Source organism: Streptomyces cyanogenus (assembly GCF_017526105.1).
In the GTDB taxonomy this organism is placed as follows: domain Bacteria; phylum Actinomycetota; class Actinomycetes; order Streptomycetales; family Streptomycetaceae; genus Streptomyces; species Streptomyces cyanogenus.
Genome location: NZ_CP071839.1, coordinates 8,397,500 through 8,419,128, shown reverse-complemented (window position 1 = coordinate 8,419,128; position 21,629 = coordinate 8,397,500). Strand labels below are relative to the sequence as shown.

The following is a 21,629-nucleotide window of genomic DNA, read 5'->3' as shown; positions in this document are numbered from 1 at the left end:
CTGAACACGACGGGCTCTTGGCACAGGTTTCCCCGTCGACTTCCATCATCTGCAACCTCCCCGCTCAGGGAGCCACCATGACGGTGCAGCAACAGACAGCGACGACCCCGACGGTTCTGGTGTACGAGGAGGACCCCGGATTCCCTCCCCGGGTCAACATGCCCGTACCGCATCCCGTTCCACAGCTCGACACGCAGCCCTTCCCGACGGCCATCGCGGACCCCGCGCCGCAGCCGGACGGTGCCGGGCCGGGCACCGAGGCGTTCCGCTACTGGGTGGCCGCCGACGCCCTCAGCAGGGCCGCCCAGACCTGGGGTCCGCTGGTCCCCACCGGAACCCAGTGGCACCAGACGGTCGGCCGCGCCCTCACCGCACACCTCAACGCGGGAATCGACCTGAACGCCTACTACGACCGCAAGGGCCTGTGGTTCTTCCGCAGCACGGTGGCAGGCGTCACCGTCGCCGCCTGCGAGAGTCCCGAGGTCGTCGCGCACGAGACGGGGCACGCGGTCCTCGACGCCCTGCGCCCCCAGCTGTTCAACGCCGCGAGCGCGGAGACGGCCGGCCTGCACGAAGGCTTCGGCGACATCAGCGCGCTGCTGAGCTCGCTCCGGCTGGAACCGCTGCGGATCGCGGTACTGGCCGAGACACAGAGCGACCTGGAGCTGTCCTCGCGGGTGTCGAGGATGGCCGAGCAACTGGGCGCCGCGATCCGGCAGGGTCACCCGAACGCGGTCGACCCGGACTGCCTGCGCAACATGTCGAACAGCTTCTTCTACCGCGACCCGGTCCACCTGCCGCCCAGCGGGCCCGCGAACACGCTGTCCAGCGAACCGCACTCGTTCTCCCGGGTGTTCAGCGGCGCGTTCCTGAAGATCGTGGCGGGGATCTTCCGCCAGCAGGACCTGCAGGACCAGGCCGGCCTGGCCAGGGCGGCCGAGATCGCGGGGCAGCTGCTGGTGGACGCCGTCGTGGCCGCACCCGTGGTGTCCGCGTACTACGCGCAGGTCGCGGGCCACATGATCGCCGCGGACCAGCGTCGCAACGGCGGCAAGTACGGCCCGTCCCTGCGCTCGGCGTTCGTCCGCCACGGCATCCTCTCCCTGGAGGCCGCCACGGCCATCACGGAGCCGGAGGTCGCTCGCCGGGGCGCCGGTATGGCGGAGGCGACGCCGGGCGGCAGTGACGAGGCTGGTCTGACGGCCGTCACGGTCCACGGGGCGGGCTACGGCATCACTCAGCCCCTCACCCTGTCGGCCCCCTCGCAGGAACGGCGCTTCGGCATCGCGAGCTCCGACCCCGCAGGCGGCTCGGTGCGGCCCGCCGACCCCGAGCAGGTCGCCACGTCGTACCTCGAGGACCTCTTCCGGCGGGGCCGCGTCCACGTGCCCCAGGAGCACCGGACCGCCACGGCGTTCGTCGACGACAGCCCCTCCCGGCTGAAGACCCACGAGATCATCCCGAGCTCGACCGGTGAGGGTCTCGCGCTGGTCCGGCGGTGCTTCGACTGAGTGCTCGGCCGGGTCAGCGCAAGCGCAGGCGACGGACGGTGAGCCGTCCGTCGTCCTCGCGTGTGACGACGTGCGTGGTACGGGGCGTCGGCTCCTCGCCCTCGTACACCGCCTCGCCCCGCGCCAGCAGATCACTGATGAACTTCTCGGACGCCCGGCGCTCGGCGTCGTCCGCCGGTCCGCCGTCGACCAGTTCCTGCAGGTCCACCGGGAAACCGGCGCGTTCGAGCGCTTCGGCGCCCCGTGTGGTCACCATCGCGAGCACGAGCTGTTCGGAGACGCTCCGCACGACGACGGCCTCCGTGTCGTTCACGGCTGTGGTCAGCTCGGGCAGGCCCCGGGCGTCCGGCAGCTCGATCCACGCCCGGTGCACGGGACGGTTCTCCGTCGCGGCGCGCGCGAACACCGGGTCGACCCCCGTACGCATCCCCACCTCGCGGGCGAACGCGCGCTCCCGGGCGTCCTCGCCCACGAAGACGCAGTCGCCGGCCGTGGCTTCCCCCGCGCCGGCGACCGCGCGGTCGAAGATCCCGCGGCCGTCCTTCGCCCCCCAGTGCACCAGTGCCCCGTCCGTGAACCGGCCGGGGAACGCCTCATGCAGCGCGGTCGCGGCAAGTGACGCGGCATCGGCGCCCGGTCCGGGGTCGGAGATGACGCCGGTGCGTACGTCGCGGAGGGCATCGAGCACGGCCATGACGCGCGGGCGGGGGCGCAGGGTCAGAGAGCCGTCGGGTTCCACACGGGCATCCGCCAGAGTCGCCCCGACGTCGAAGAAGATCACAGCCATGTGAAGTGCCTCCCCACGGCGGACGCTTCCGAGTCGGGCCCACCCGGGTGAGACGCCCTGGGAGTCGTCGTCGAAGGTCACGGCCACATCAGCGCCGCCGTAGAGCTGCCGGTCGAAGGCCGGGGGCCGGCCCCGGGGCTGCCGCTTCGCAGCGGTTGCGGACCTGGTCCGCCTGCTCGGCGGTCCTCGGGGTTGCCGGGGGCGTGCCGATGGATCCGCACGATGGTGGAGTCGAACGACAGCAGCCAGTCGATGTCACCGGCCGAATCGGCAGTGGCCTGTGCGGTCTGGAGCACCGTGGGGAAGGTGCGGTGGCCGGGCGAAGCAGGCTGGCCCGCCTCGGCAAGAGCTGTCGCCCGACCCTGGAATCAGTACGCGATGGTCCATGGCAGTCACCGTCTCGTGCTACGAGATGTCGGGTGACAAGACGGGCGATACGATGAAAAAGGCACAACACCTCAGGAGAGATCCGCCCCTAGGACGGGCTGGATGCCATAACCCATGCGAGGTGGGATGTGCCTGGCGTGACGGAGCGAGGCTTTTTCCTCGACGTCCTGCACGAGCGCCGCTTGGGTGATGAGGTCGTCACGTCTCACCGATAGCGTCGACAGTTGCCCGGGAGGTTGAACTATGAACCGCACCCGTCGTCTCACAGTCCTCACGGTTTTGGTCGCCCCTGCGCTCGCGGTGGGTCCTGCGGTTGCCGCACAGGCGTCGGGCACCACCGCGCCTGGGGCCGTGGCCCGCGCGGCGTGCCACGTCGAAACCGAGTCGAACGGCAAGTACCACCTGTGGGGCGAGGGATTCGCCGCCGGTACGAAGGTGACCTACTCGGGGTCCAGTTCGGGCAGCGTCTCCACGGACCGGTCGGGCAGGTTCGACCTCGGCGGCCTCAGCGGGTACAAGTACTCCGTCAAGTACGACGGGAAGACGCTGACCTGCGCCATGGTCCGCCACTGAGGGGCCCGCGCACGCTCCCCCGCTCCGCCGCTCCCGGTCAGTCCCAGGTCAGCGAGGGAGTCAGCACGGCACCTACGCCGACTGGCCATACCGGCCCACGCCGTCGCGGGCCGTGCATGAACCGGCCTCTGCCTTTGCCATCGCCCGTTACGCGAGGTGGGGCGCGACCCGCAGGATGCTCTTGCCGTACGTCTTTCCCTCGGCGAGCCGTTCCAGGGCCTCCTCGATGTCGGCCATCTCGTACTCGGCGGTGATGTCCGGCCGGACGTCCCCCTGAGTCATGGCCCGCAGTGCGTGCCGGGCGCTGTCGGCGAGACGTTCTGGGTGGGTCCGGGAGAGCAGGTCACTGTTGTAGGAGAGTACGGACCGGCCGCTCATGAGCAGCTCATCGGTGTCCAGCACCACGGGCGCAGAGCCGGCGAGGGTGCCGTACATCGCCAGCCGGCCGTGCGGGGCCAGCCGCTGCAGGCCGGCCAGGCGGGTGGAGCCGCCGACCGGGTCGAGGATGACGTCAAACGGTTCCTCGCCGGCGTGCCCGTCCGAGGCGTCGGCGAATTCCGCACGGGTGATCAGCCGGTCATAGCCGAACCGAGCGGCATAGACAGCCCGTTCGGCGTCGCCGACCACACCGACGACCCGGCCGGCCCCGGCGGCGCGAGCGAACTGGGCGGCCATGGTGCCGACGCCGCCGGCCGCCGCGTGGACGAGGACGCGATCGCCCGATCGCACCCGGGTGACCGTGTGGATCAGGTCGTACGCGGTCGGGGTCGTCCATCCGACTGCGGCGGCGGTTCGCGGTGCGAGCCCCTCGGCGTCGAAGGTGAGTGCCGCCGAGGCGGTCAGCACCTCGGCGAAGGCACCGCCACTGGTCAGCGCGGTGACCGTCCGACCCAGCAGGGCCCCGTCGACACCCGGGCCGACGCCGACGACCTGTCCGGCAGCCTCGAAACCGGCGACGAAGGGCCGCGGCACGGGGAAGTGGCCGCGACGCACGAGCACATCGCCCCACTGGATCCCGGCGTACTGGACGGCGATGGCGACCTGGCCGGGGCCGGGGACGGGCCGTTCCGCGTCGATGAGGTGGAACCGGTCGTCGGTGTCGAGGACGACAGCCTTCATGTCTCTGCTCCCTCAGGTGAATCAGTAAGCTGATACGAGGCGACGTGCCGACCGTACGAGTATCAGTATGCTGAGTCAAGCAAGAGAACTGATTCATGATGGAGGGGGTCATGGCCGATCCGACGGCGAATCATGAGAGCGGGGTCCCGGCCGAGGACTACCTGTGCAGCCGTATCCGGCGCGCCGAACAGGCCCTGATGGGTCACCACGAAGCCGTCCTGCGTGGCCACGGTCTCACCATGACGCAGTACACGGTGCTGCTCGCGCTCTCGGCAGAAGGGGACATGTCCGGCGCGCAGCTCGCGCGGGCCTGCGGCGTCACCCAGCAGACCATGGCCACGGTCCTGACCGGCCTGCAGAAGAAGGAACTCATCGCCCGCACGCCGTCACCAGTCCACGCCAAAGTCCTCCTTACGTCCCTGACCGACCAGGGCCGCACCGTGCTGGATCGCGCCTACCAGGAGGTCATCGTGCTGGAACGCGCCCTCAGCGACGCCTTCACCCCCGAGCAGCATGCTGCCCTGTGCGCCCTCCTCGAGCGCGCCACCGAGGTACTGGTCCAGCAGACCCCCCGCCGACGTTAGGGAGTGCATACGTAGCGCGGTGCCGGGGTCTGGCACGGCGCGTCGGGGGGCGAGCACCGGGAGCGTCGTGAGCCGGTGTCACGGCATGAGGTGAGGCGCTCTCGGGGGGCGACCGGGTGGTCGCGTAGCGGTGATGCAGCAGGACGGACACGTCGCCGCAGCGAGCGGCCCGGTCGGCCAACCCGGTGAGCGCGGCGTCGAGTCGACCGGGTCGGAACATGGACAGGTCCGCGGCGTCTGCGCCGAGGCCGACGGACGCTTGCCGAAGCAGTGGGCAGACTGCGGACGGGGCCAGAGCCGCCGAGCCGCGCCTACCGACGGGCCTCGGCGTTCCCGCGAGGGGCCGCCCAAGGGAACGTCGAGGGGCGAACGAGCTTCACACCCCTTCGGCTCAGACACCTACCGTGGCTCTGCGCTGCGCCTGTTCGAACTCGGCGACTGGATCGCCGCCCATCTGCCAGGGCCAGTCGGTGACGACTCCACCGATCGCCTCGAACACCGCCCGGGCCTCGGCGCGTCGGTCGCCGGCCATCAGCGCGTAGGCGAGAAGGTTCAGGTCGGCGAGGGCCTTGGCATGACGGAGGAATCCCGGCTGTCCCCACGTGTGCGCGACGCGGTCGAGGGCCTGGGCCGCCATCCCCTGGGACCAGTGGGTCCGCGCCACCAGTGCTTCGTATCCGCCCCGGCCCAGAATGGCGTGGTACTGGAACACCTGGGCGGTGAGTTCCGTCGCCACACAGGGCGCGTTGGCGGGCATGCGCGCGCCCAGCCCGTCGATGAACTCCAGAACCTGCAGCCGGGAGCCTCCTTCCTCGGGGGTGAGATAGCTCAGCATGTTCATGTACGCCTCGCGGTTCCAACGGTCACGCGCGAGCACCTCGTTCCAGACCCCGAACACCTGAGGCTGCGTCCAGCGTTGCCGACGCGCCACCTTGAGCAGGGCCACCCAGGGGGTCGGATCCTCCGGCGTGAGTTCGGCGGCGCGCAGACAGCTTTGCACCGCGTCATCGGCGACGCCCGGATCATCCTGGGCGCGGTTCTGCGCCACCTGGGACCAGGCATGCAACACGAGCGCGGTCGCGTTGCGAGGCTCACGCGCGGCCCAAGAGCTCGGCAGACGTGATGCGGCGAGGAAGTCCGCCAGAACGCTGATGCGGTGGGTACGACGGTCCCAGTCCCCCGGGTCCTGGTCCAGCAGCCGGGATATCTGGGCCGCGCACAGGTCTGTCGTGGCGAACGTCCCCGTCCTGGCGGTCGACAGCAGGGACTTCAGCAGTCTGCCCAGCTCCCGGTCGTCGAGTTCAGGGGCCAGACGTGCCCGTTTGCGGCGGCTTGAAAGAAATCCCATGGATGGAGACTAAAGCGGATCACAGCTCCCACAAGGGGTGGGCCCAGATCGTTATCGATCACATACCGTGCGTGATCATTCCCTGGTGCGCGGCGTGGCGCTGTGACGGCGAGGTGCCGATGCGGCAGCCGCTGCCGCCGGACGCGGCGGTGTGGGGCGACCTCACCGATGAGCGATTTCACGCCATGGGCCCCGCCGCCCTGGAGGCGGAGCGCGGTGTCATGAAGCTCCCTGATGGCGACGTCCACGGCACACGGACGCGCCACGCAGTGGCTTTTCCTGAACATCCGTCAAACCCGGATGTCCACCCCCCTCGCGGGGAACGCCTTGCAGTTTCCGGGAGACCGGCCGTACCGCGTCCGCAGGCGGCTCGGCGACAGCCTGCGGGGGGCGGGCGGCGAACACGGTGATGCCTGCAGCGCGCGAAGGTGTCGATGTGGCGAGCCCGGGTAGGCCGTGGTCCTGCGGGGCGTGCGTCCACCGCGGGCCGGCTTCGAGATGCGGTCACCGCCAGACGCTGGATATCCTCGCTGAGTGGCCGGGTGGATGACGGCCAGGGCCGTGGCGCAGCAGCCGCCCACCCCGCCTGGAGAGCGAACGCCCCACCCGACCTGGACAGCGAGGACTTCCGCAGTCCGGCCTTCGCAGTGTCCACGCCTCCACGGGAGGAAGGTCGCCATGAGGTTCATCCGCACGCGCACAGCAAGGGTCGCCGGAGCGGCTCTGTTCGCCGTCCCACTGGCCCTTGGAGGTCTGGCGTCGCAGAGCCACGCACAGGATGCGTCTCCCAGCCCGTCGGGGACGTTCGGTTCCGGCTGCTCGGCGCTCTCCCAGAAGACCGACACGGCCAAGGACAAGGTCACAGAGGCAGCGGCCGCATATCCGCAGCTCAGCCAGCTGGTCTCTGCCACGGTCAGGGCCAAGCTGAGCGACGCGTTCGACGGGAAGCCCGACGTCACCGTCTTCGCCCCCAACAACCAGGCGTTCCAGAAGGTGACCGTGTCGCAGCTCGTCTCGCTCCTCGGCGATCCGGGGCAGCTGAAGAAGGTGCTGACGTACCACGTCGTGGACAAGCAGATCACCCCGGACCAGCTTTCCAAGGGCTCCTTCACGACGGTGGAAGGCGGCAAGCTGACCACGTCGGGCTCGGGCTCCACGTTCAAGGTCAACGGCGAGGCGAACATCGTGTGCGGCAACATCAAGGCCGCGAACGCCACCATCTACGTCATCGACAGCGTTCTCAAGCCCCCGTCCTGACTCGCGACTCCCGTGGGTCGGCTCCTGGTTCTCCCCCACCGGCCGGACGAGAGAACCTGCCTGCCTCGGCCGCCAACGCACCGAATCAGGCTCGCCGTTGAGCGAAGCGTCGTCATGCGGGCGGTATCAAGGTGATCAGGAATTCCTGGTCGCGGGCGCCCGAGCAGCGACCCTGGACGATTTCGGCGCCTTCGACGGTGTCCTGGTCTCGGATGGAAAGGCACTGGCCGGTGGCGGCGGGGCGGAGACGGAAGTGTGCCGAGGCCGGCGGGCCGATCGGTTCGATCCGGAACTGCTGAGCGGGATCGTCCTCGGCGCAGTCGTCCCTGGGTTCGATCAGATCGCGGCCGGGGCCGTCGCGTAAGAGAGTCAGGCAGCCGATGGCGTACTTCGGATGGTGCCACTGGATCTGGACCAGGTTCTCACCGACGGGTTCGATGTAGGTGCGCGGCAGGACGGCCCGTGCGCAGGGGTACTGGGCTGCGACTGCCGTGGCGTAGTGGTGCGTGCGGTCTCGTCCTTCGGTGACACACAGCCGTGGCGTGCGGGCGGGGTGGATCTGCGCCCAGCTGCCGACAGCCAGTATGGCCAAGCCCTGCACCGGGCGGGGGGCCATGCTCGTGCGGTGCGATGCCGGCGGGGCCGAAAGCGATGTCTGCACGCCGAGGGCTGCGCCGGCCCCGATCGCCGCGGCCGCGATCAAGCTCATGAGTCTGCGCCGGTCCCTGGGCCGCGGCACACGGTCGGCACCGGCCGTGTCAGGCGCCGCCTGCTCGTCGGCGCCCGGCGGGACCCGATCGGTACGGGGACCGGGAGGCTGCTCGGCCATGGCCAGGCGTCGGCGAGCGTCGAGCCACCGCAGTACCTCGGCCTCGCTGAGTCCGCAGGCGCGGGTGAAGGCGGCGACGAACGGCTCGCGGGGCAGCGTCGCGCGCCCCAGAGCAGTCGCCATCGTGCTGGAGGCCAGCGTGTCCCCGCGCGCTGCGGCCTTCCCTTCCAGCTGCCGGTAGGACAAGCCGGACCAGATCCGCAGGGCACGCAACGCCGCGGTGTACTCCTCGGCAGTGCGTGGCCGGTCCGGCTGCGGTGTCCCAGGTGGAGGCGGCTCGGCCCCGTTGTCTTCTGCCCCTCGTCCCACGACCCCACCGTAACGGGGACTCGCAGCTGGGCGCTTCTGGCGAATTCGTCAACTCGGTGCCCCATCCAGCCATGTTCGGAACCTGCTGCTCAGCAGTGTTCGGCGGCTGGTCGGGACTGTTCCGAACGTACGCGAACACCTGGGCGGGTTGTGCGCGCTCGCCGTCATCGGGAGGCTCTGAGCCGCCGGCACAGCCACCACCGCTGCACGGAGAGCCGGAACTCCGGCCGGCCGGCGGAGAGCCTCGCGAAGTACGCCGGCGCCCCATGGCGCCCACGGATGCCGCATCCGATGCCGAACCGGACAGAGGCCGAAATCTGGAGGAGTTGCGAATGAAGAAGGCTGCCATGAAGTCGGCAGGCATTCTGGGCGGGCTGGTGACCGCGGGGATGCTCGCCCTCGCGCCACCGTCGTCGGCGGTGTCCGCCGCGAGTGACGACACCTACTTCACCGCCCAGGCGACCAAGCAGTACACCTGCGCGAAGACGACCTGCCGAGTGAAGAGGAATCTCTTCAAGGACCAGCCGCTGTGGATCAATTGCTACTACGTCGGTCAGCGGGTCTCGGGCAACGCCATCTGGTACTACACCACGACGTTCGAGGGCGAGCACTGGGTCGACGGATACACCCCGGGCCAGCACATCAAAACCGGTGGCGACCCACGGCCCGGAATCGCCCGCTGCTGAGCAGCACCCTGCCGGCGAGCAAGGACGGCTGACGGTCATGTCCCCCGCCGCCCCGCCGCGGTGAAGGTGGCTCACCCGACACCGGCCGTGCTCGGTCCGCCCCATCAGCACATCAGCTGCGGCGACGCTCAGGCGCCGAAGGCTGATGCCGTTCACCCTGCTGCCGAAGAGGAGAAGATCATGTCAAAGACGCTCCGAAGGCGAGCCGGACTCGCCGTCTCTGCACTCGCACTCGGTTCCGCGGCCGTGACCGCCGGGCCGGCGGTCGCCTCTCCCGCCTCCGTACCGGCTGCGCCGGCCTCGGAAAGCGCCTGTTCCTACGACGGGGCTCACCCGTACCTCTACCCCGGTGACCCCGGAAAGGCCGTCGCGCACGCCCAGTGCCTGCTGAACCTCTACGGCCGGCGCCTCCAGGTCGACGGCCAATTCGGCCCCGCCACGAAGGCCGCCGTCATCTGGGCACAGGGCCGGTGCCACATCGACACGGACGGCATCGTCGGCCCGAAGACGTGGGACTGCCTGCACCCGGACAAGAGCCCCAACCCCTGACCTGCACGCCGCTGGTGACGGTCATGCTCCGATGCCGTCACCAGCGGCGTACCGGGCCAGTCTCTTCCCAGGTGCCAGGCCGTGCGGGAGCCGGTGGCGCATCCGGGCAGGACGCCGACCTCCATGGGCCGCATGGCCCGGTACAGGCCGGCCCGAGCGGCGGCTGCCCGGTTCCGGCGGCCGTCGGTGCTCTCGCTCACCGAGTGACGTCCAGCTCTGTGTACATGCCGGCCGCGTAGTGGCCCGGCAGATTGCACAGCAGTTCGTAGCGGCCCGGCCGCAGCGTCACCGTGGTCCAGGCCGCCGCGCCGGCGGCGGTGCCCTCTCCGGCGTCACTGCCGCAGGTGCGCGACGCCTCGCCGACACTGCCTGCCGCCGGTACCCGGCCGTCGGGGCCGCTGGCACGTTGCCCGGCGGCCTGCCCCGCCGGCAGCGGCAGCACGATCACCTCGTGCGGGAGGCCTCCCGCGTTGACCACCCGCAGGGTCACCCTTCCGACCGGGATCGTCGCGGGGTGGGCCACCAGACGCATCATGCCCATACCGCCGTGCCAGCCGGGACGGCCGTTGTCCGGTGCGGGCCAGTTCGGCCCCGCATCATGCGTCCCATATCTCATAGGGCCACATCGACGCAGTGGCTTTCGCGGCCGGTGCGCCGCACCGTGGGCTCTGCGCCTTCCAGGAGGCCGGTGCCGTTCTGGGGAAGGCTCCGGGCGCGGCCATCAGCGCCGTGGTGGCGACGCCCAGTACCAGGCCCGTCGCGGCAACGGCGATCGCCGACCACACTCCTCGGCGGCGATGCGGGTTCATCGGTGCTCCCGCAGCAGCGCGAGCCGGCGTTCGTACTCGTTCTCGTCGATCTCCCCACGCGCGAACCGCTCGGCCGGCAGGTTCTCGTCCCGCCGGTCCTGCCACCCGCCTTCACCGGACGGTGCAGGCGAGCCGGGCTGCCGATGGTGACGCGCACCGGTGAGGTGGCGCACGAGTGCGATGAGCCCGACGATCAGGACGGCCCAGAACAGGACCATGAACACCGTCACGACGATCCAGCCGCCCCAGCCCCATCCGCCGTCGTACCACATCATGCCGATCACTTCCCTCGGCTGACTCGCGTGACGGGTCCAGGATGGATCAGTGACACCTCGGTCGGCCTGGGCCGAAGTTCCCAGGCGTAGGGCCGGAGGGCCCAAAGCCCCTGGCAGGCGGTACGAGCGCGGCGCGCCGTCCGCCCTCGGCAACACAGGCCCTGGCCGGTGCCGGCATCGAAGGTCCGGCCAACGGGCACGCGGTGGTCACTCCTTGCCGCGGACCACCGCCACGGAGCAGTGCGCGTGGTGGAGCAGGGCCTGGCTGACCGAGCCGAGGAGCAGACCGGTGAAGCCACCGCGTCCGCGCGCGCCGGCCACGACCAGTTGCGCGTCGGCGCTCGCCTCGATCAGCGCCGAGCGGATCCGGGAGCGCACCAGGCGCCTCTCCACCGTGACGTGGGGGTAGCGCGTCTGCCACGGAGACAGGGTCTCGTCCAGCAGGCGCTGCTCCTCCTCGCGGAGCCGCTCGATGTCGACCACCAGGTTCAGCGGGTCGCCGGGTCCCTCGTAGGCCCGTTCGTTCCAGGTGTTCCACACATGCAGGGCCAGCAGGTCCGCACCGCGCATCGACGCTTCGGCGAAGGCGAATTCGACAGCGCGTTCGCCTGCCGGGGAACCGTCCACCGCCAGCAGCACGGGACCGGTCGGGTTGGGCCTGCCGCGCACCACGAGCACCGGGCAATGGCCGTGCGCGGCCATGTGCACAGCGGTGGAACCGAGGAGCAGGCTGCCGAACGCCCCCCGCCCACGGCTGCCGACCACGACGAGCGAGGCGGTGCGCGACTCGATCTCCAGCACCATCAGCGGTTCACCGACCGTGACCTCCCGTGTGACGTCCGCCTGCGGTGCGGCCTCGCGTGCCCGCAGCTCGGCCTCGGCCAGCGCGCCGTCCACCAGCTCGCGCACGCCCGCCGTGGCGGGATTCCACGGCGGCCCACCAGACGGCGGATGGATCGAGGGCCACCCGAAGGCGTGCACGAGCCGCAGGCCGACCCCGTTCAGCACCGCCTCGTGTGCCGCAGTCTCGACCGCGTCCAGGCTGGACGGTGACCCGTCGACCCCCACGACGACCGGTTTCGCCATGCCGCGCCTCCTCGCCTGCCGTCTTTGCGCCTGTCTTCCCGGTTTTCGTCCATCCTCCGTCACCCAGCCGGGCACCGCATCGAACCGGATGGCCTCCCTGGCGGCCCTTCGAGCCGGCGACGCCGAACGGTCGGAACGGTCCGGGCTCGGCCGGGTCGGGCATGTGCCGGTGTCGGCCGCCCGTACGACGGTGCGGTCGCCGTCGGCGCGCACGATCACGTCGGCAAGGCCTCGGAAGACGCGCAGTCGAAGTTCCGCATGGGCGGGCCATGCGGGTGCACGGCTCGCCGGGTGGTGTCAGGAAGGTTCGGGTACGACGGCCACGGGGCACGCCGCGTGGTGCAGCACCCCGTGGGCGGCACGGCCGAGCTGGAGGCCGAAGTGGCCGGGGCGGCGCCGGGCGCCGACGACCAGCAGGTCGGCCTCGTGGGAGGCGGCCAGCAGGGCGTCGCGGGCGCGGCCCTCGACAGGGCGGCGGTGCACCTCCAGGTCGGCGGGTGCGTCGCGGAGGGCCTCCTCCAGCGCCTCGGCGGCCACCTGCTGCAGGGGGTGCCTCGGCTCCCGGGCGGGCTGGGCCCACTCCTGGACGAAGTCTGCGGGACGGTGGCCGGCGGTCGTGTACGCGGGGCGCCGCCAGGCTCGTACGGCTTCCAAGCAGACTCCCCGCAGCACGGCTTCCTCGGTGGCGAACCGTACGGCGGCCGAGCCCGCCGGCTTCCCGCCGACGCCGAGGACGACGCACCCCCGGGTTCCGGAGCGGGCCCGGTCGTCGTGACCGCCGCGCAGCACGATCACCGGGCAGTGAGCGCGCCCGGCGACCGTCAGGCTGACGGAGCCGAGAAGCGCCTCGGCGATCCCGCTGCGGCCCCGGCATCCCAGGATCACCGCGAGGGCCGTGCGGCTCTCGCGTACGAGTCCGTGCTCCGGCTCCTCGGGCAGCACGTCGGTGGTGACCTGCACGCCGGGCCGGCGGTGCTGGGCCCGTTGCCGGGCGGTTCCCACGACGTCCTGGGCCATCACCTCTTCCAACGGCTTGCCGAGTTCCTGGGCGAGCAGGGCGCCTTCGTACCGGTCCCAGAGCGAGGCGTACACCAGCCGGAGCGACGCCTTGCGCAGGGCGGCCTCGTCGGCCGCCCAGTCGACGGCCCGCAGGCTCGGTTCGGATCCGTCGATCCCTACGACGATCGGAAGGTCCATCCTGCTCACCGTCCCGTGCCGGGTCGAAGGGCTCGTCGACGGCCAGGGGCTCGCCCGAGCACCCGGACGACCACCGGCTTCATCGGTTCTCCTCCTCCAGTGAGTCAGTCGTGCGCGACCCCGGCAACAGGGGCGAGCACGTGGTGCGGAACGGCGTGGACGTCCTCGCCTGATCGGCGGCGGCCTCACCGACCCGGGACACCGGCGAGAGGCCGTACCTGTCCGGGAAGGCCGTCCAGCCCCACGTCCGGCGGCCGCCCGTCAAGTTAGCCGTGCCGCGCCGGGGCCGAGCGGCGGTCCTCGCGGCCCGGGGAGCGCTCGGAGTGCTGAGGGCGCGGTAGCGGGGGTCAGCCCGTGGTGAGGAGGTTCTTCACCTCGACCACGTCGGCGATCTCCTCCACCTCGGCAACCATCCGGGCTCCGGTCGCCGACGGCACCCTGCCCGCCAGTTCGACGACCCCGTCGTGCACGGTCACCTCGACGGCCTTCAGGTCGCCGGGCGGGCAGACGGCCCTGATCCTGTCCTCGACCTCCGCCTGGATCGCGGCGTCGTCCCTGATCAAGGCCTGGAGCAGCGCGTCGCGGCCCACGACGCCGACCAGCCGGCCCTCGTGGTCGGTGACCGGGAGCCGCCTCAGGCGGGACAGCGCGGCGAGCCAGGCGGCCTCGGCGACCGTCGCGCCCGGCAGGACCGTGATGGCGGGGCTGGTCATCAGATCGGCCGCCGTCTCGCCCCGGGCCTTGCCGTGCAAGCGCCGCTCCCGCAGCCGGCCGACGGGCCCGGGACGGTGACCGGAGGCTTCGAACGCGACCTTCGCCAGCAGATCCGACTCCGAGACGACTCCCACCACGCGGTCCTCCGCGTCCACGACCGGGACGGCACCGGCCTGCTCGCGCGCGAGCAGGCGGGCGATCGCCCGGTACGGCAGGTCGTCCCGCAGTGAGGCGGCGGGCACCTCCATCACGTCCCGCACCAAAGGCAACCCGGCGCCGGGCACCGAGCCGGGCTGTCGCGAGGACGAGGCGGCCTGCGGTGCCCCTCCCGAGGACGTATCGCTCACCGGTGCCGACGGCGGCTGCTCACTCATCCCGGCCTGCCTGGTCGCGGCGGCGGCCACGGCGCCCAGGTAACGCACCAGCCTGTCCTGCCGTGCGGTCTCGCCGGGACTCCAGGGGCGGGTGGGCACGGATCGCCGGGCGTCCGCGCCCGTGGAGAAGTTCTGGTGCTGGTTCACGGCGGCCTCCGGACTCCGTCGGGTTGCCTACGTTCCAGTCTCCCGTTCCGACGCTCGCCGCCTAGAGCCGAACGGCCCTGGTGGGACGGCATGACGGCCCTGTCCGGTGGCCAGCCTCCTGCCCGACTGGCGGCCGTGCAGCAGGAGGCCGCCCGCATCCGCGCCGCCGCGGAGCCGCTCGCCGCGGAGGCTTGCGGACCCGGCAGCGGGTCCGCGCGCTGCGCCGGCACTGGATCCCCCGGCCGCGGCGCGACCTCGCGGCGGTGGAACTGGCGCTGGAGGAAGCCGTGCACGAGGAGGCGGTACGGCGCCGCTGGGCCGCTGCACGTGGCGCCAGGTGACTACGGCGGGAACACACAGGCGACGACGGGCCCGCGTGGGCTCGCCGGGGACGGACGTCGTTCCGTCGGATGCGGCCATGGATCTGGACGGGTCTGCGCCTTCTCGGCGCCCGGACCCACGCCGACGGGTCGGCACGCCGTATGCGCGGTGGCCGGCGGACAGGGTCGCCGGACACCGGCACGAGCGCGCCCCGGCGGTGGGCCTCACGGGCCTGACCCGGGGACCAATGGCCCTGGCACATCCTTCGGGCCGGGAGGGATGGTGAGGTCGTCGGTGTCCACCTTCCCGACGGCAGCCCGCCCTACGACGTGCGCTGCGCGCCGGTCCGTTCCGGCGGACGCGGCGTCGGAGGCGCTCTCCGCGCCCAGTGGGCCGGAGCCTGGAGGCGATCATGTCCACGCAGAGTGACCGGCGGCCGATCGTCGTCGGTGTCGAGGCCGACCCGGCCAAACGGATGGCGCTGGCCTGGGCGGCCGACGAGGCAGCCCGCCGGCACCTTCCGCTGCGCCCGGTCCGCGCCGAAGGCGTACCGACCCGGGGCTACCGGGGGCGGGAGGTCCCTCCGTCCTGGGAGGAGTGGAACGACGAGCTTCACCACAGCGGGAAGCAGGTCCTCTCGGACGTCGTGGACTTCGTCGGGGCCCGGCATCCCGAGGTCGAGGTGGACGCCGAGCTCGCCGAAGGCGACCCCGTGTGGGTGCTGTGCGAGCAGAGCCGCCACGCCACGGCCGTCGTACTCGGCTCGCAGCACCTGAGCCGGGCCCGGGAGATGTACAGCTCCGCCTCCGTCGTCCTGCCCGTCATGGCGCACGCCCACTGCCCGGTGGTGGTCGTGCCGGAACCTGAGCATGTCACCCAGGAACCCGAGTACTACGTCGTCGGCGTCGACGGCAGCGAGCACGCGGCCGCCGCGGTCGACCTGGCCTTCGAGGAAGCCGCCCTGCGCCGCGCGGAGCTGCGTGCCCTGTACGTCTGGCAGCCCGGACCGCTGAAGATCTTCGACGAACACGCGGCCCAGCAGGAGTGCCGTCGGCTGCTCTCCGAGACCGTGGCCGGCCGCCGGGCCCGCTACCCGGAGGCGGACCTGCGCCACGAACTGGTCGTCGGCCATCCCGTGCAGGTCCTCACCGAGGCTTCGACGCACGCGCTGGGCCTGGTGGTGGGCACCCGCGGACGCGGAGGTTTCACCGGCATGCTGCTGGGCTCGGTCAGCCAGGGTGTGCTGCACCACGCCCGCTGCCCTGTCATCGCCGTTCCGACACGTGCGTGAGAGGCACCTGGGCCGCGGCGCCGCGCTGTTCGGCCCGCCCCCGTTCAGTACATGGCGCCCCCGGAGTCGCGAGCGGCGCTTCCGCCCGCGCCGTGCGGCCCTTGCGCCTGCGAGCCGTGATTCCGTTCGTACCGGGACCGGCTCCGACGGCTCCTCGTGCCATCTGGGGAACATCGGTGACTATGCGGCACCGCCCCGGGTGAGCGTGGATGTGTGGTGCTACAACACGGCCGGGCTGCGCGCCGACGCACCGTTCGCTGTGACGTACCTGCGTCGTCCCTGACGCGGGACGCCCGGGCGACGTCACCGGTCGGCGACTTGCTCAGCGTCGTAGCGGGCTGGAAAAAGGGTGCGGGCGGCCTCCGGGTCGGGTGCGACGAAGATGCCGTCCGCCTCCACGAGCATGGTGGAGGGCTCCTGTTGCGTGGCGATCACGGTCATGCCCGGTTTGCCGGCCGCGGCGCATGCCCGGCCCGTCCGTTCGTTCGTTCGCTCGTCGAGGAGCATGGCGCTGATGCCGTCGTGGCCGTAGCCGGGTGGTCCTTCATGGGCGACGCCCACGAGGGTCGTCAGCCGTGGCCTGACCTAGGTCGACGGACTCGCGGCCGAGGTCGGGGGGGGGGAGCGGAAGGCGGCTGTGGTCCCGGTTCCGGTCGCCACTCGGCCTGCCGCCCAAGCGGGCCGTGAAGCTGGTCCGCTTCGACCATGCTGCCCACCGCCTGGGCGCGGGCGAACGCGCGGCCCGGGTCGCGGCCGACACCGGCTACGCCGACCAGTCCCAGCTGCCTCGGGACGTCGTGGCGTTCACCGGGGCACCCCCCCCCGCCGTGGCCGGCGAGCCGTTTCTCGCCGTCGACGACCTCGCAGCGGCGAGGTCCACTTCGAACGCGGCCGGGTCGTGCCGCCGGCCGAGGCAGGCCCGGCGTACCCGGCCGGGCAGCCGTCGCCGCAGATGCGCGCCGCGGCTGCGGGCACGGGGTCCAGGATGACGCACGCACGGACGCCGAGGAGGATGTCCGGCGTCCGGTCGTGACGGGCGGGCCGGCACCCGCCGTCCTAGGGCGACACGGTGGCGGCGATCAGGCGTGAGACGCGGGCGGCGCCGACGCGTACCGCGTCCTCCAGCTGCGGCTGCCGCTGCTCGAACAGCTCGGCGGGGACGGATGTGGCCACGGCCCCCGCGACCCTCCCGTCCGCGTCGAGAACGGGGGCGGCGAGGCAGGACAGGCCGCCCTGGAACTCCCCCACCTCGACCGCCACGCCGGAGGCATGGACCCGCTCAAGGTGTCCCTCCAGGACGTCGGGCGCGGTGATGGTGCGCTCGGTGAGCCGCACCAGCCCCTGTTGCCGCAGGTAGTCACGGCGCCGCGCGGCCGGCAGCGACGACAGCATGACCTTGCCGAAGGCCGTGGCGTGCGGGGCCTGGTGGAAGCCGACGTCGAGCGGCTCGGCCCGGGGCGCCGAAGGCGAGTCCACGACCTCGGCGACGACGATCTCCTCGTCCCGGAAGACGGTGTAGTACGCGGCGGCCGCGCACTCGTCGTGGATCTGGTGGAGCACGCCCAGCAGGCCGGGGGTCACCTCCAGCTGCTGGCACAGGCGCCGGTGCAGCCCGGTGAGCTTGTACCCCAGGCCGTAACCGCGGGACTGGTTCAGCCTCACCAGGTAGCCGTCGTGCACCAGGGTGTTCAGCAGGCGGTACGTCGTCGGCAGCGTAAGGCCCGCGCGGCGGGCGACGGCCTTCGCGGTGATGCCGTCACCGCCGGCCGCAACCGCCTCCAGCACCCTCAGTGCCCGCCGGACCGATCCGAGCAGGTCCGCCGCGCCGGCGGCGTGCGTCTCGTTGCCGTGCATCATGCGTCTCCTGTGCGGCTCCGGGAAGTGAGCCGTATCGCCGTACCGTCACCCGGGCGGCCGGCTCCAGGCGGATGAGGCCTCGGAGCCGGCCGACAGGTCGGTCGCCCCGGGCGGCCGAGGTCTGCCTGTCGCGCGACGGTCATGCGGCGATGGTACGCAACCGGTTCATAGCCATGTAGACCTGACCGGCCAGCAGGCCTCCCAGCACCTGGGCCCCGAGGTACACGGGCAACTGGGACCAGTCCACCGGTCCCCCGGCGGGGCCGGACACCAGCATGGGTCCAAGGGTGCGCGCCGGATTGAGCGCCGCCCCCGTGACCGGGCCCACGGCGACGGCGATGGCGAAGACCGCGAAGCCGATGGGCAGGCCGGCGAAGCCGCCCGGTGCCCGCTGGTCGACGACTCCGAACACCACGAAGACCAGGATGAAGGTGCCCAGCGCCTCCGCGAAGAACGCCTGGGAGGCGGAGGTCGGAGAGGCGTAGGAGGCGACGCCGAGGCCCAGATGCACCGCACGGGTGCCGAGCACGGCGACGATGGCGCCCGCGCCTGCCACCGCTCCCGCGCACTGGGACAGGACGTAGCCCGCCACCTCGCGCCGGGGAATTCTGCCCGTCGCGGCCAGGGCGAGGGTGACGGCTGGATTGATGTGGCAGCCCGACACATGGCCTATCGCGAACACGGCGGCCACCACGACCATGGCGAAAGCGAACGCGATCACGCCCAGGTCGGCCATCGTGAAACTGGTCTTCCCGGTCTTCTGCAGCATGAGGGTGGCAGGAATCGAGCCGACCCCGAGGAAGACGAGAAAAGCAGTGCCGAGAAATTCGGCGAGCAGCCGTTGGAGATAAGTGTTTTCTTTCATGACTTTCGCCGGAGACAGCGGCCCCGACCTCAACCCCTTTACGATGTGTGGCGTTCGGCGTTTTCCGGGCCCGCCCCGGGCAGGTGCACGACTTCGCGGAGCGGGCGCCGCAGAGGGTGCGGAGGGGGCGTCACCGAGCGCCGGGCACGAGGATTCCGCGGCCCTGCAGCCGTCCATGCTCGAGATCGTCCATGGCGTCGTTCACGGCATCGAGCGCATACGTCGTGGTGTGCAGCCGCACCTTGCCCTGGGCGGCGAGCGTCATGAGTTCGTCCAGGTCGTTGTAGCTGCCGACGAGGTTGCCGATGACGTTGATCTCGTTCGAGATGATGTCGATGGTCGGCACGTGGACGTGTCCGCCGTATCCGACGACGAAGTAGGAGCCGGCCCTGCGGAGCATGGCGACGCCCTGGGCCTCGGTGCCTCGCTCGCCCACGAAGTCGATGACGACATGTGCTCCTCGACCTGCGGTGATCTCCTGCACCGCAAGCACCGGGTCGCCGTCGGCGCGCACGGTGTGGTGCGCACCCAGGCTCTTGGCGAGCTCCAGGGCCGCTTCGGAGGTGTCCACGACGACGATCTCGGCCGCGGTGAGGGCCACCAGGGCCTGGATGCCGATGTGCCCGAGGCCCCCGGCGCCGATGGCGACGACGAAGGCACCGGGATACAGCAGCGGCACCGCCTTCCGTACGGCGTGATAGGCGGTGAGACCGGCGTCGGCCAGGGCGGCCACGTCGGCGGGCCGGAGGCCGGGGTCGAGCTTCACGCACGAACGCGCGTTGGTGCGCATGAACTCCGCCATGCCACCGTCGCAGTCGATGCCCGGGAAGGCGCTGTTCGCACAGTGCACGTCATCCCCCGAGCGGCACGCGCGGCACAGGCCGCAGGTCATCAGCGGATGGAGGATCACGGGATCACCGACTGCCAGGTGGGAGACTCCGGAACCGATCTCCCGCACCCATCCGGCGTTCTCGTGGCCCAACGTGTACGGCAGCGACACCTGGGACTTTTCCTGCCACTGGCCCTCGATGACATGGAGGTCGGTTCTGCACAGACCGGCCCCGCCGATCTCCACGATCACGTCCTGCGGTGAAGTGATCCGGGGCTCCGGCACCTCTTCGACAATGGGCCGCCCGTGATATCCGTGAACACGCACTGCCTGCATTTCGCACACTCCTTGTGTCTGAATCCGGTAAGCGGTGCGAGGAGATGGTCATTCTTTTTCGGCCACATGGTCAACGGGACGGCATCTGGAAGATTTCCACCTGCCGAGAAAACAGACACACCACCACAGAAGTCTCGATCGAGCATTTATCGGGCGTGTGGGGGGCTGCGAGCGCCGGCCGGCGCCGTACGATCTTGTCGCCACGGGGCCCGGCAGGAGCAACGGGCCCGTGGAGCACGCACGTAGCGGAGAGAGAGTCCGATGATCTTCATTACCGCCAAGTTCCGCGTTCTTCCCGACGATGCCGACCGGTGGCCGGAGATCGCCGCCGACTTCACCGAGGCCACGCGCAGGGAGCCCGGCTGCCTGTGGTTCGAATGGTCGCGAAGCGTGGCGGACCCGACGGAGTACGTCCTGGTCGAGGCCTTCCGCGATGACGAGGCGGGCGCCGCTCACGTGCAGTCCGCGCACTTCAGGGCCGCGCAGGAGACGCTGCCGCGCCACCTGGCCGAGACACCCCGCATCGTGAACATGACGGTTCCGCAGGACGACTGGTCTCGCCTGGGCGAGATGGCCGTCGCGGAGCAGGACTAGACCTGTTCTCCATCTGGTGCCGGTAGCCGCGTCCGCGGGGCGGCACCGGCCAGGGGCTTGCCTGCGTTCACAGCCGGCGAAGACTACTTCGTGCGCAGCATGAGGGCGTAGCGGGTGTTGTCCCCGTACACGCCGGTCTCGTCCCCGCGGATGCCGAACCGTTTCTGGAACCGGGCCACGGCCTGCCGGACCTCCGTGCCGTAGCGGCCGTCGATCGCACCGCCGTCGTAGAGCCCTGGGATCTGGAGCAGACGCACCTGCAACTCGTACACCCCGTGCCCGCTGTCCCCCTCACGCAGTACCCCGGTGCCCGGGATCTCGGGGAGCGAGGTGTCGTCGGGCAGCGGCCGTTCGGGTTGCTCCTGGGCGGCAGGCGGCGCGGCCGGCTCGGAGTGCTGGTTCGTGAGGAGCGAAGAGGCAAGCAGGAGTCCGCTCACGGCACCCAGCCCGAAGAATCCGGCGACCCGGGCGTGCCGCCGGTCGGTGAAGCGCCGATGCTCCGGGCTTGCCTTCGGTAGCGGCAGCCGTACGGTGTCCGGGCGCGCCGGCGCCTCACGGGGCGGGGCGTCGAGAGGCGCCGTGCGCAGAGCGGAGGGTCCCGGGTCGGCCGTCCAGGAGGCGTCCGGAGACGGGCCGGCTCCGCGGCGCACGCTCGCCCGCACGGGCCCGAGGCCGGGGCGGGGCGCCGACGGCTCGTTCCGCCTCGGGCGCGCGTCGCTCGCGGTGGGCTGCTTCCCCGCCTCCTGCCGCGCGCCGTGCGACCACAGCGGCTGCACCACGGGGTCCTGCGGAGCCCGGCGCACATGACCGGTCCGCGGCGGATTCACGGCGGACGGCGGAACGCCTTGCGGAGGGGCGGGAACCAGGCCTGTGGCCCGAGGCCCCAGCCGTTGTGTCCGCGGATGTGCGGCCGGAGGGCGGGGAGCCGGCGGAGACGGAAGGACCTTGGCAGGAACTGCCCGGCTGCCGGCCGCCGCCGCTTCGCCGTGCCGGTC

Annotated in this window: 24 protein-coding genes and 1 pseudogene; 11 read left to right on the top strand and 14 right to left on the bottom strand. The window is 71.5% G+C overall.

The features are described 5' to 3' along the window. Window positions 1-77 precede the first annotated feature (77 nt). On the top strand, window positions 78-1,511 hold the full coding sequence (locus S1361_RS37205) for a hypothetical protein (protein WP_208036210.1): 1,434 nt from the start codon (window positions 78-80) through the stop codon (window positions 1,509-1,511). A gap of 13 nt (window positions 1,512-1,524) precedes the next feature. Here S1361_RS37205 and S1361_RS37200 read toward each other — a convergent pair whose 3' ends face one another. Further along, on the bottom strand, window positions 1,525-2,298 hold the full coding sequence (locus tag S1361_RS37200; protein WP_208036209.1) for an HAD family hydrolase: 774 nt from the start codon (window positions 2,296-2,298) through the stop codon (window positions 1,525-1,527). 738 nt (window positions 2,299-3,036) lie between these two features. On the opposite strand from S1361_RS37200, the gene S1361_RS37195 reads away from it, so the two are divergent. Continuing rightward, window positions 3,037-3,258, top strand: coding sequence for a hypothetical protein (locus S1361_RS37195; RefSeq protein ID WP_208036208.1), 222 nt, complete (start codon window positions 3,037-3,039; stop codon window positions 3,256-3,258). 147 nt (window positions 3,259-3,405) lie between these two features. Here the strand turns inward: S1361_RS37195 and S1361_RS37190 are convergent, their stop codons facing one another. Further along, entirely contained in the window at window positions 3,406-4,377 is a 972-nt protein-coding gene (locus S1361_RS37190; protein ID WP_208036207.1) for a quinone oxidoreductase family protein, read from the bottom strand. A gap of 110 nt (window positions 4,378-4,487) precedes the next feature. Here S1361_RS37190 and S1361_RS37185 point away from each other — a divergent pair, with 110 nt between their 5' ends. Then, window positions 4,488-4,961, top strand: a complete 474-nt coding sequence (locus S1361_RS37185; protein ID WP_208036206.1) for a MarR family winged helix-turn-helix transcriptional regulator — start codon at window positions 4,488-4,490, stop codon at window positions 4,959-4,961. Between the two features lie 391 nt (window positions 4,962-5,352). Here the strand turns inward: S1361_RS37185 and S1361_RS37180 are convergent, their stop codons facing one another. Further along, window positions 5,353-6,309: a hypothetical protein gene (locus S1361_RS37180; protein WP_208036205.1), complete on the bottom strand. Its 957-nt coding sequence runs from the start codon at window positions 6,307-6,309 to the stop codon at window positions 5,353-5,355. A gap of 678 nt (window positions 6,310-6,987) precedes the next feature. Here S1361_RS37180 and S1361_RS37175 point away from each other — a divergent pair. Then, a complete protein-coding gene (locus S1361_RS37175; protein WP_208036204.1) occupies window positions 6,988-7,566 on the top strand; it encodes a fasciclin domain-containing protein in 579 nt (192 codons plus the stop codon). 112 nt (window positions 7,567-7,678) lie between these two features. On the opposite strand, the gene S1361_RS37170 is transcribed toward S1361_RS37175, so the two are convergent. After that, entirely contained in the window at window positions 7,679-8,608 is a 930-nt protein-coding gene (locus S1361_RS37170) for an XRE family transcriptional regulator (RefSeq protein WP_243769444.1), read from the bottom strand. Window positions 8,609-9,036: 428 nt separating this feature from the next. Here S1361_RS37170 and S1361_RS37165 point away from each other — a divergent pair, with 428 nt between their 5' ends. Further along, window positions 9,037-9,390: a hypothetical protein gene (locus S1361_RS37165; protein WP_208036202.1), complete on the top strand. Its 354-nt coding sequence runs from the start codon at window positions 9,037-9,039 to the stop codon at window positions 9,388-9,390. Between the two features lie 180 nt (window positions 9,391-9,570). Continuing rightward, window positions 9,571-9,939: a peptidoglycan-binding domain-containing protein gene (locus S1361_RS37160; RefSeq protein ID WP_208036201.1), complete on the top strand. Its 369-nt coding sequence runs from the start codon at window positions 9,571-9,573 to the stop codon at window positions 9,937-9,939. Window positions 9,940-10,135: 196 nt separating this feature from the next. Here the strand turns inward: S1361_RS37160 and S1361_RS37155 are convergent, their stop codons facing one another. The 5 genes from S1361_RS37155 to S1361_RS37135 all read right to left on the bottom strand — a co-directional run bounded on the left by S1361_RS37155 (window position 10,136) and on the right by S1361_RS37135 (window position 14,541). Next, window positions 10,136-10,474, bottom strand: a complete 339-nt coding sequence (locus tag S1361_RS37155; protein WP_208036200.1) for a sulfocyanin-like copper-binding protein — start codon at window positions 10,472-10,474, stop codon at window positions 10,136-10,138. 270 nt (window positions 10,475-10,744) lie between these two features. Beyond that, window positions 10,745-11,023 carry an SHOCT domain-containing protein gene (locus S1361_RS37150; RefSeq protein WP_208036199.1) on the bottom strand — a complete coding sequence of 93 codons (279 nt, stop codon included), beginning with the start codon at window positions 11,021-11,023 and terminating at the stop codon, window positions 10,745-10,747. A 207-nt stretch (window positions 11,024-11,230) separates the two neighbouring features. Next, window positions 11,231-12,109 (bottom strand): universal stress protein, encoded by an 879-nt coding sequence (locus tag S1361_RS37145; protein WP_208036198.1) that lies wholly within the window; start codon window positions 12,107-12,109, stop codon window positions 11,231-11,233. Window positions 12,110-12,406: 297 nt separating this feature from the next. Next, a complete protein-coding gene (locus S1361_RS37140) occupies window positions 12,407-13,306 on the bottom strand; it encodes a universal stress protein (RefSeq protein ID WP_208036197.1) in 900 nt (299 codons plus the stop codon). Window positions 13,307-13,653: 347 nt separating this feature from the next. Then, complete coding sequence (locus S1361_RS37135) at window positions 13,654-14,541, bottom strand: CBS domain-containing protein (protein WP_208036196.1); 888 nt, start codon at window positions 14,539-14,541, stop codon at window positions 13,654-13,656. Window positions 14,542-14,732: 191 nt separating this feature from the next. Here S1361_RS37135 and S1361_RS37130 point away from each other — a divergent pair, with 191 nt between their 5' ends. The 3 genes and pseudogenes from S1361_RS37130 (at window position 14,733) to S1361_RS37120 (ending at window position 16,153) form a co-directional block, all read left to right on the top strand. Continuing rightward, a complete protein-coding gene (locus S1361_RS37130; RefSeq protein WP_243769443.1) occupies window positions 14,733-14,882 on the top strand; it encodes a V-type ATP synthase subunit D in 150 nt (49 codons plus the stop codon). Window positions 14,883-15,122: 240 nt separating this feature from the next. After that, window positions 15,123-15,191 (top strand): annotated as a pseudogene (locus S1361_RS40460) (hypothetical protein); the annotation flags it as partial. An 83-nt stretch (window positions 15,192-15,274) separates the two neighbouring features. Next, window positions 15,275-16,153, top strand: coding sequence for a universal stress protein (locus S1361_RS37120; protein ID WP_208036195.1), 879 nt, complete (start codon window positions 15,275-15,277; stop codon window positions 16,151-16,153). 303 nt (window positions 16,154-16,456) lie between these two features. Here the strand turns inward: S1361_RS37120 and S1361_RS37115 are convergent, their stop codons facing one another. Next, window positions 16,457-16,660 carry a hypothetical protein gene (locus S1361_RS37115; RefSeq protein ID WP_208036194.1) on the bottom strand — a complete coding sequence of 68 codons (204 nt, stop codon included), beginning with the start codon at window positions 16,658-16,660 and terminating at the stop codon, window positions 16,457-16,459. A gap of 176 nt (window positions 16,661-16,836) precedes the next feature. Here S1361_RS37115 and S1361_RS37110 point away from each other — a divergent pair, with 176 nt between their 5' ends. Next, a complete protein-coding gene (locus tag S1361_RS37110) occupies window positions 16,837-17,142 on the top strand; it encodes a helix-turn-helix domain-containing protein (RefSeq protein ID WP_425087900.1) in 306 nt (101 codons plus the stop codon). 67 nt (window positions 17,143-17,209) lie between these two features. On the opposite strand, the gene S1361_RS37105 is transcribed toward S1361_RS37110, so the two are convergent. The 3 genes from S1361_RS37105 to S1361_RS37095 all read right to left on the bottom strand — a co-directional run bounded on the left by S1361_RS37105 (window position 17,210) and on the right by S1361_RS37095 (window position 19,989). Beyond that, window positions 17,210-18,010, bottom strand: a complete 801-nt coding sequence (locus S1361_RS37105) for an IclR family transcriptional regulator (RefSeq protein WP_208036193.1) — start codon at window positions 18,008-18,010, stop codon at window positions 17,210-17,212. A 139-nt stretch (window positions 18,011-18,149) separates the two neighbouring features. Next, window positions 18,150-18,875 carry an MIP/aquaporin family protein gene (locus S1361_RS37100; protein ID WP_208036192.1) on the bottom strand — a complete coding sequence of 242 codons (726 nt, stop codon included), beginning with the start codon at window positions 18,873-18,875 and terminating at the stop codon, window positions 18,150-18,152. A gap of 130 nt (window positions 18,876-19,005) precedes the next feature. After that, window positions 19,006-19,989, bottom strand: a complete 984-nt coding sequence (locus S1361_RS37095; protein ID WP_243769442.1) for an NAD(P)-dependent alcohol dehydrogenase — start codon at window positions 19,987-19,989, stop codon at window positions 19,006-19,008. Between the two features lie 312 nt (window positions 19,990-20,301). Between S1361_RS37095 and S1361_RS37090 the strand changes: the two genes are divergently transcribed. Next, window positions 20,302-20,634: a putative quinol monooxygenase gene (locus S1361_RS37090; RefSeq protein WP_208036190.1), complete on the top strand. Its 333-nt coding sequence runs from the start codon at window positions 20,302-20,304 to the stop codon at window positions 20,632-20,634. Window positions 20,635-20,717: 83 nt separating this feature from the next. On the opposite strand, the gene S1361_RS39665 is transcribed toward S1361_RS37090, so the two are convergent. Continuing rightward, on the bottom strand, window positions 20,718-21,413 hold the full coding sequence (locus tag S1361_RS39665; RefSeq protein ID WP_243769441.1) for a peptidoglycan-binding domain-containing protein: 696 nt from the start codon (window positions 21,411-21,413) through the stop codon (window positions 20,718-20,720). Window positions 21,414-21,629: the final 216 nt, after the last annotated feature.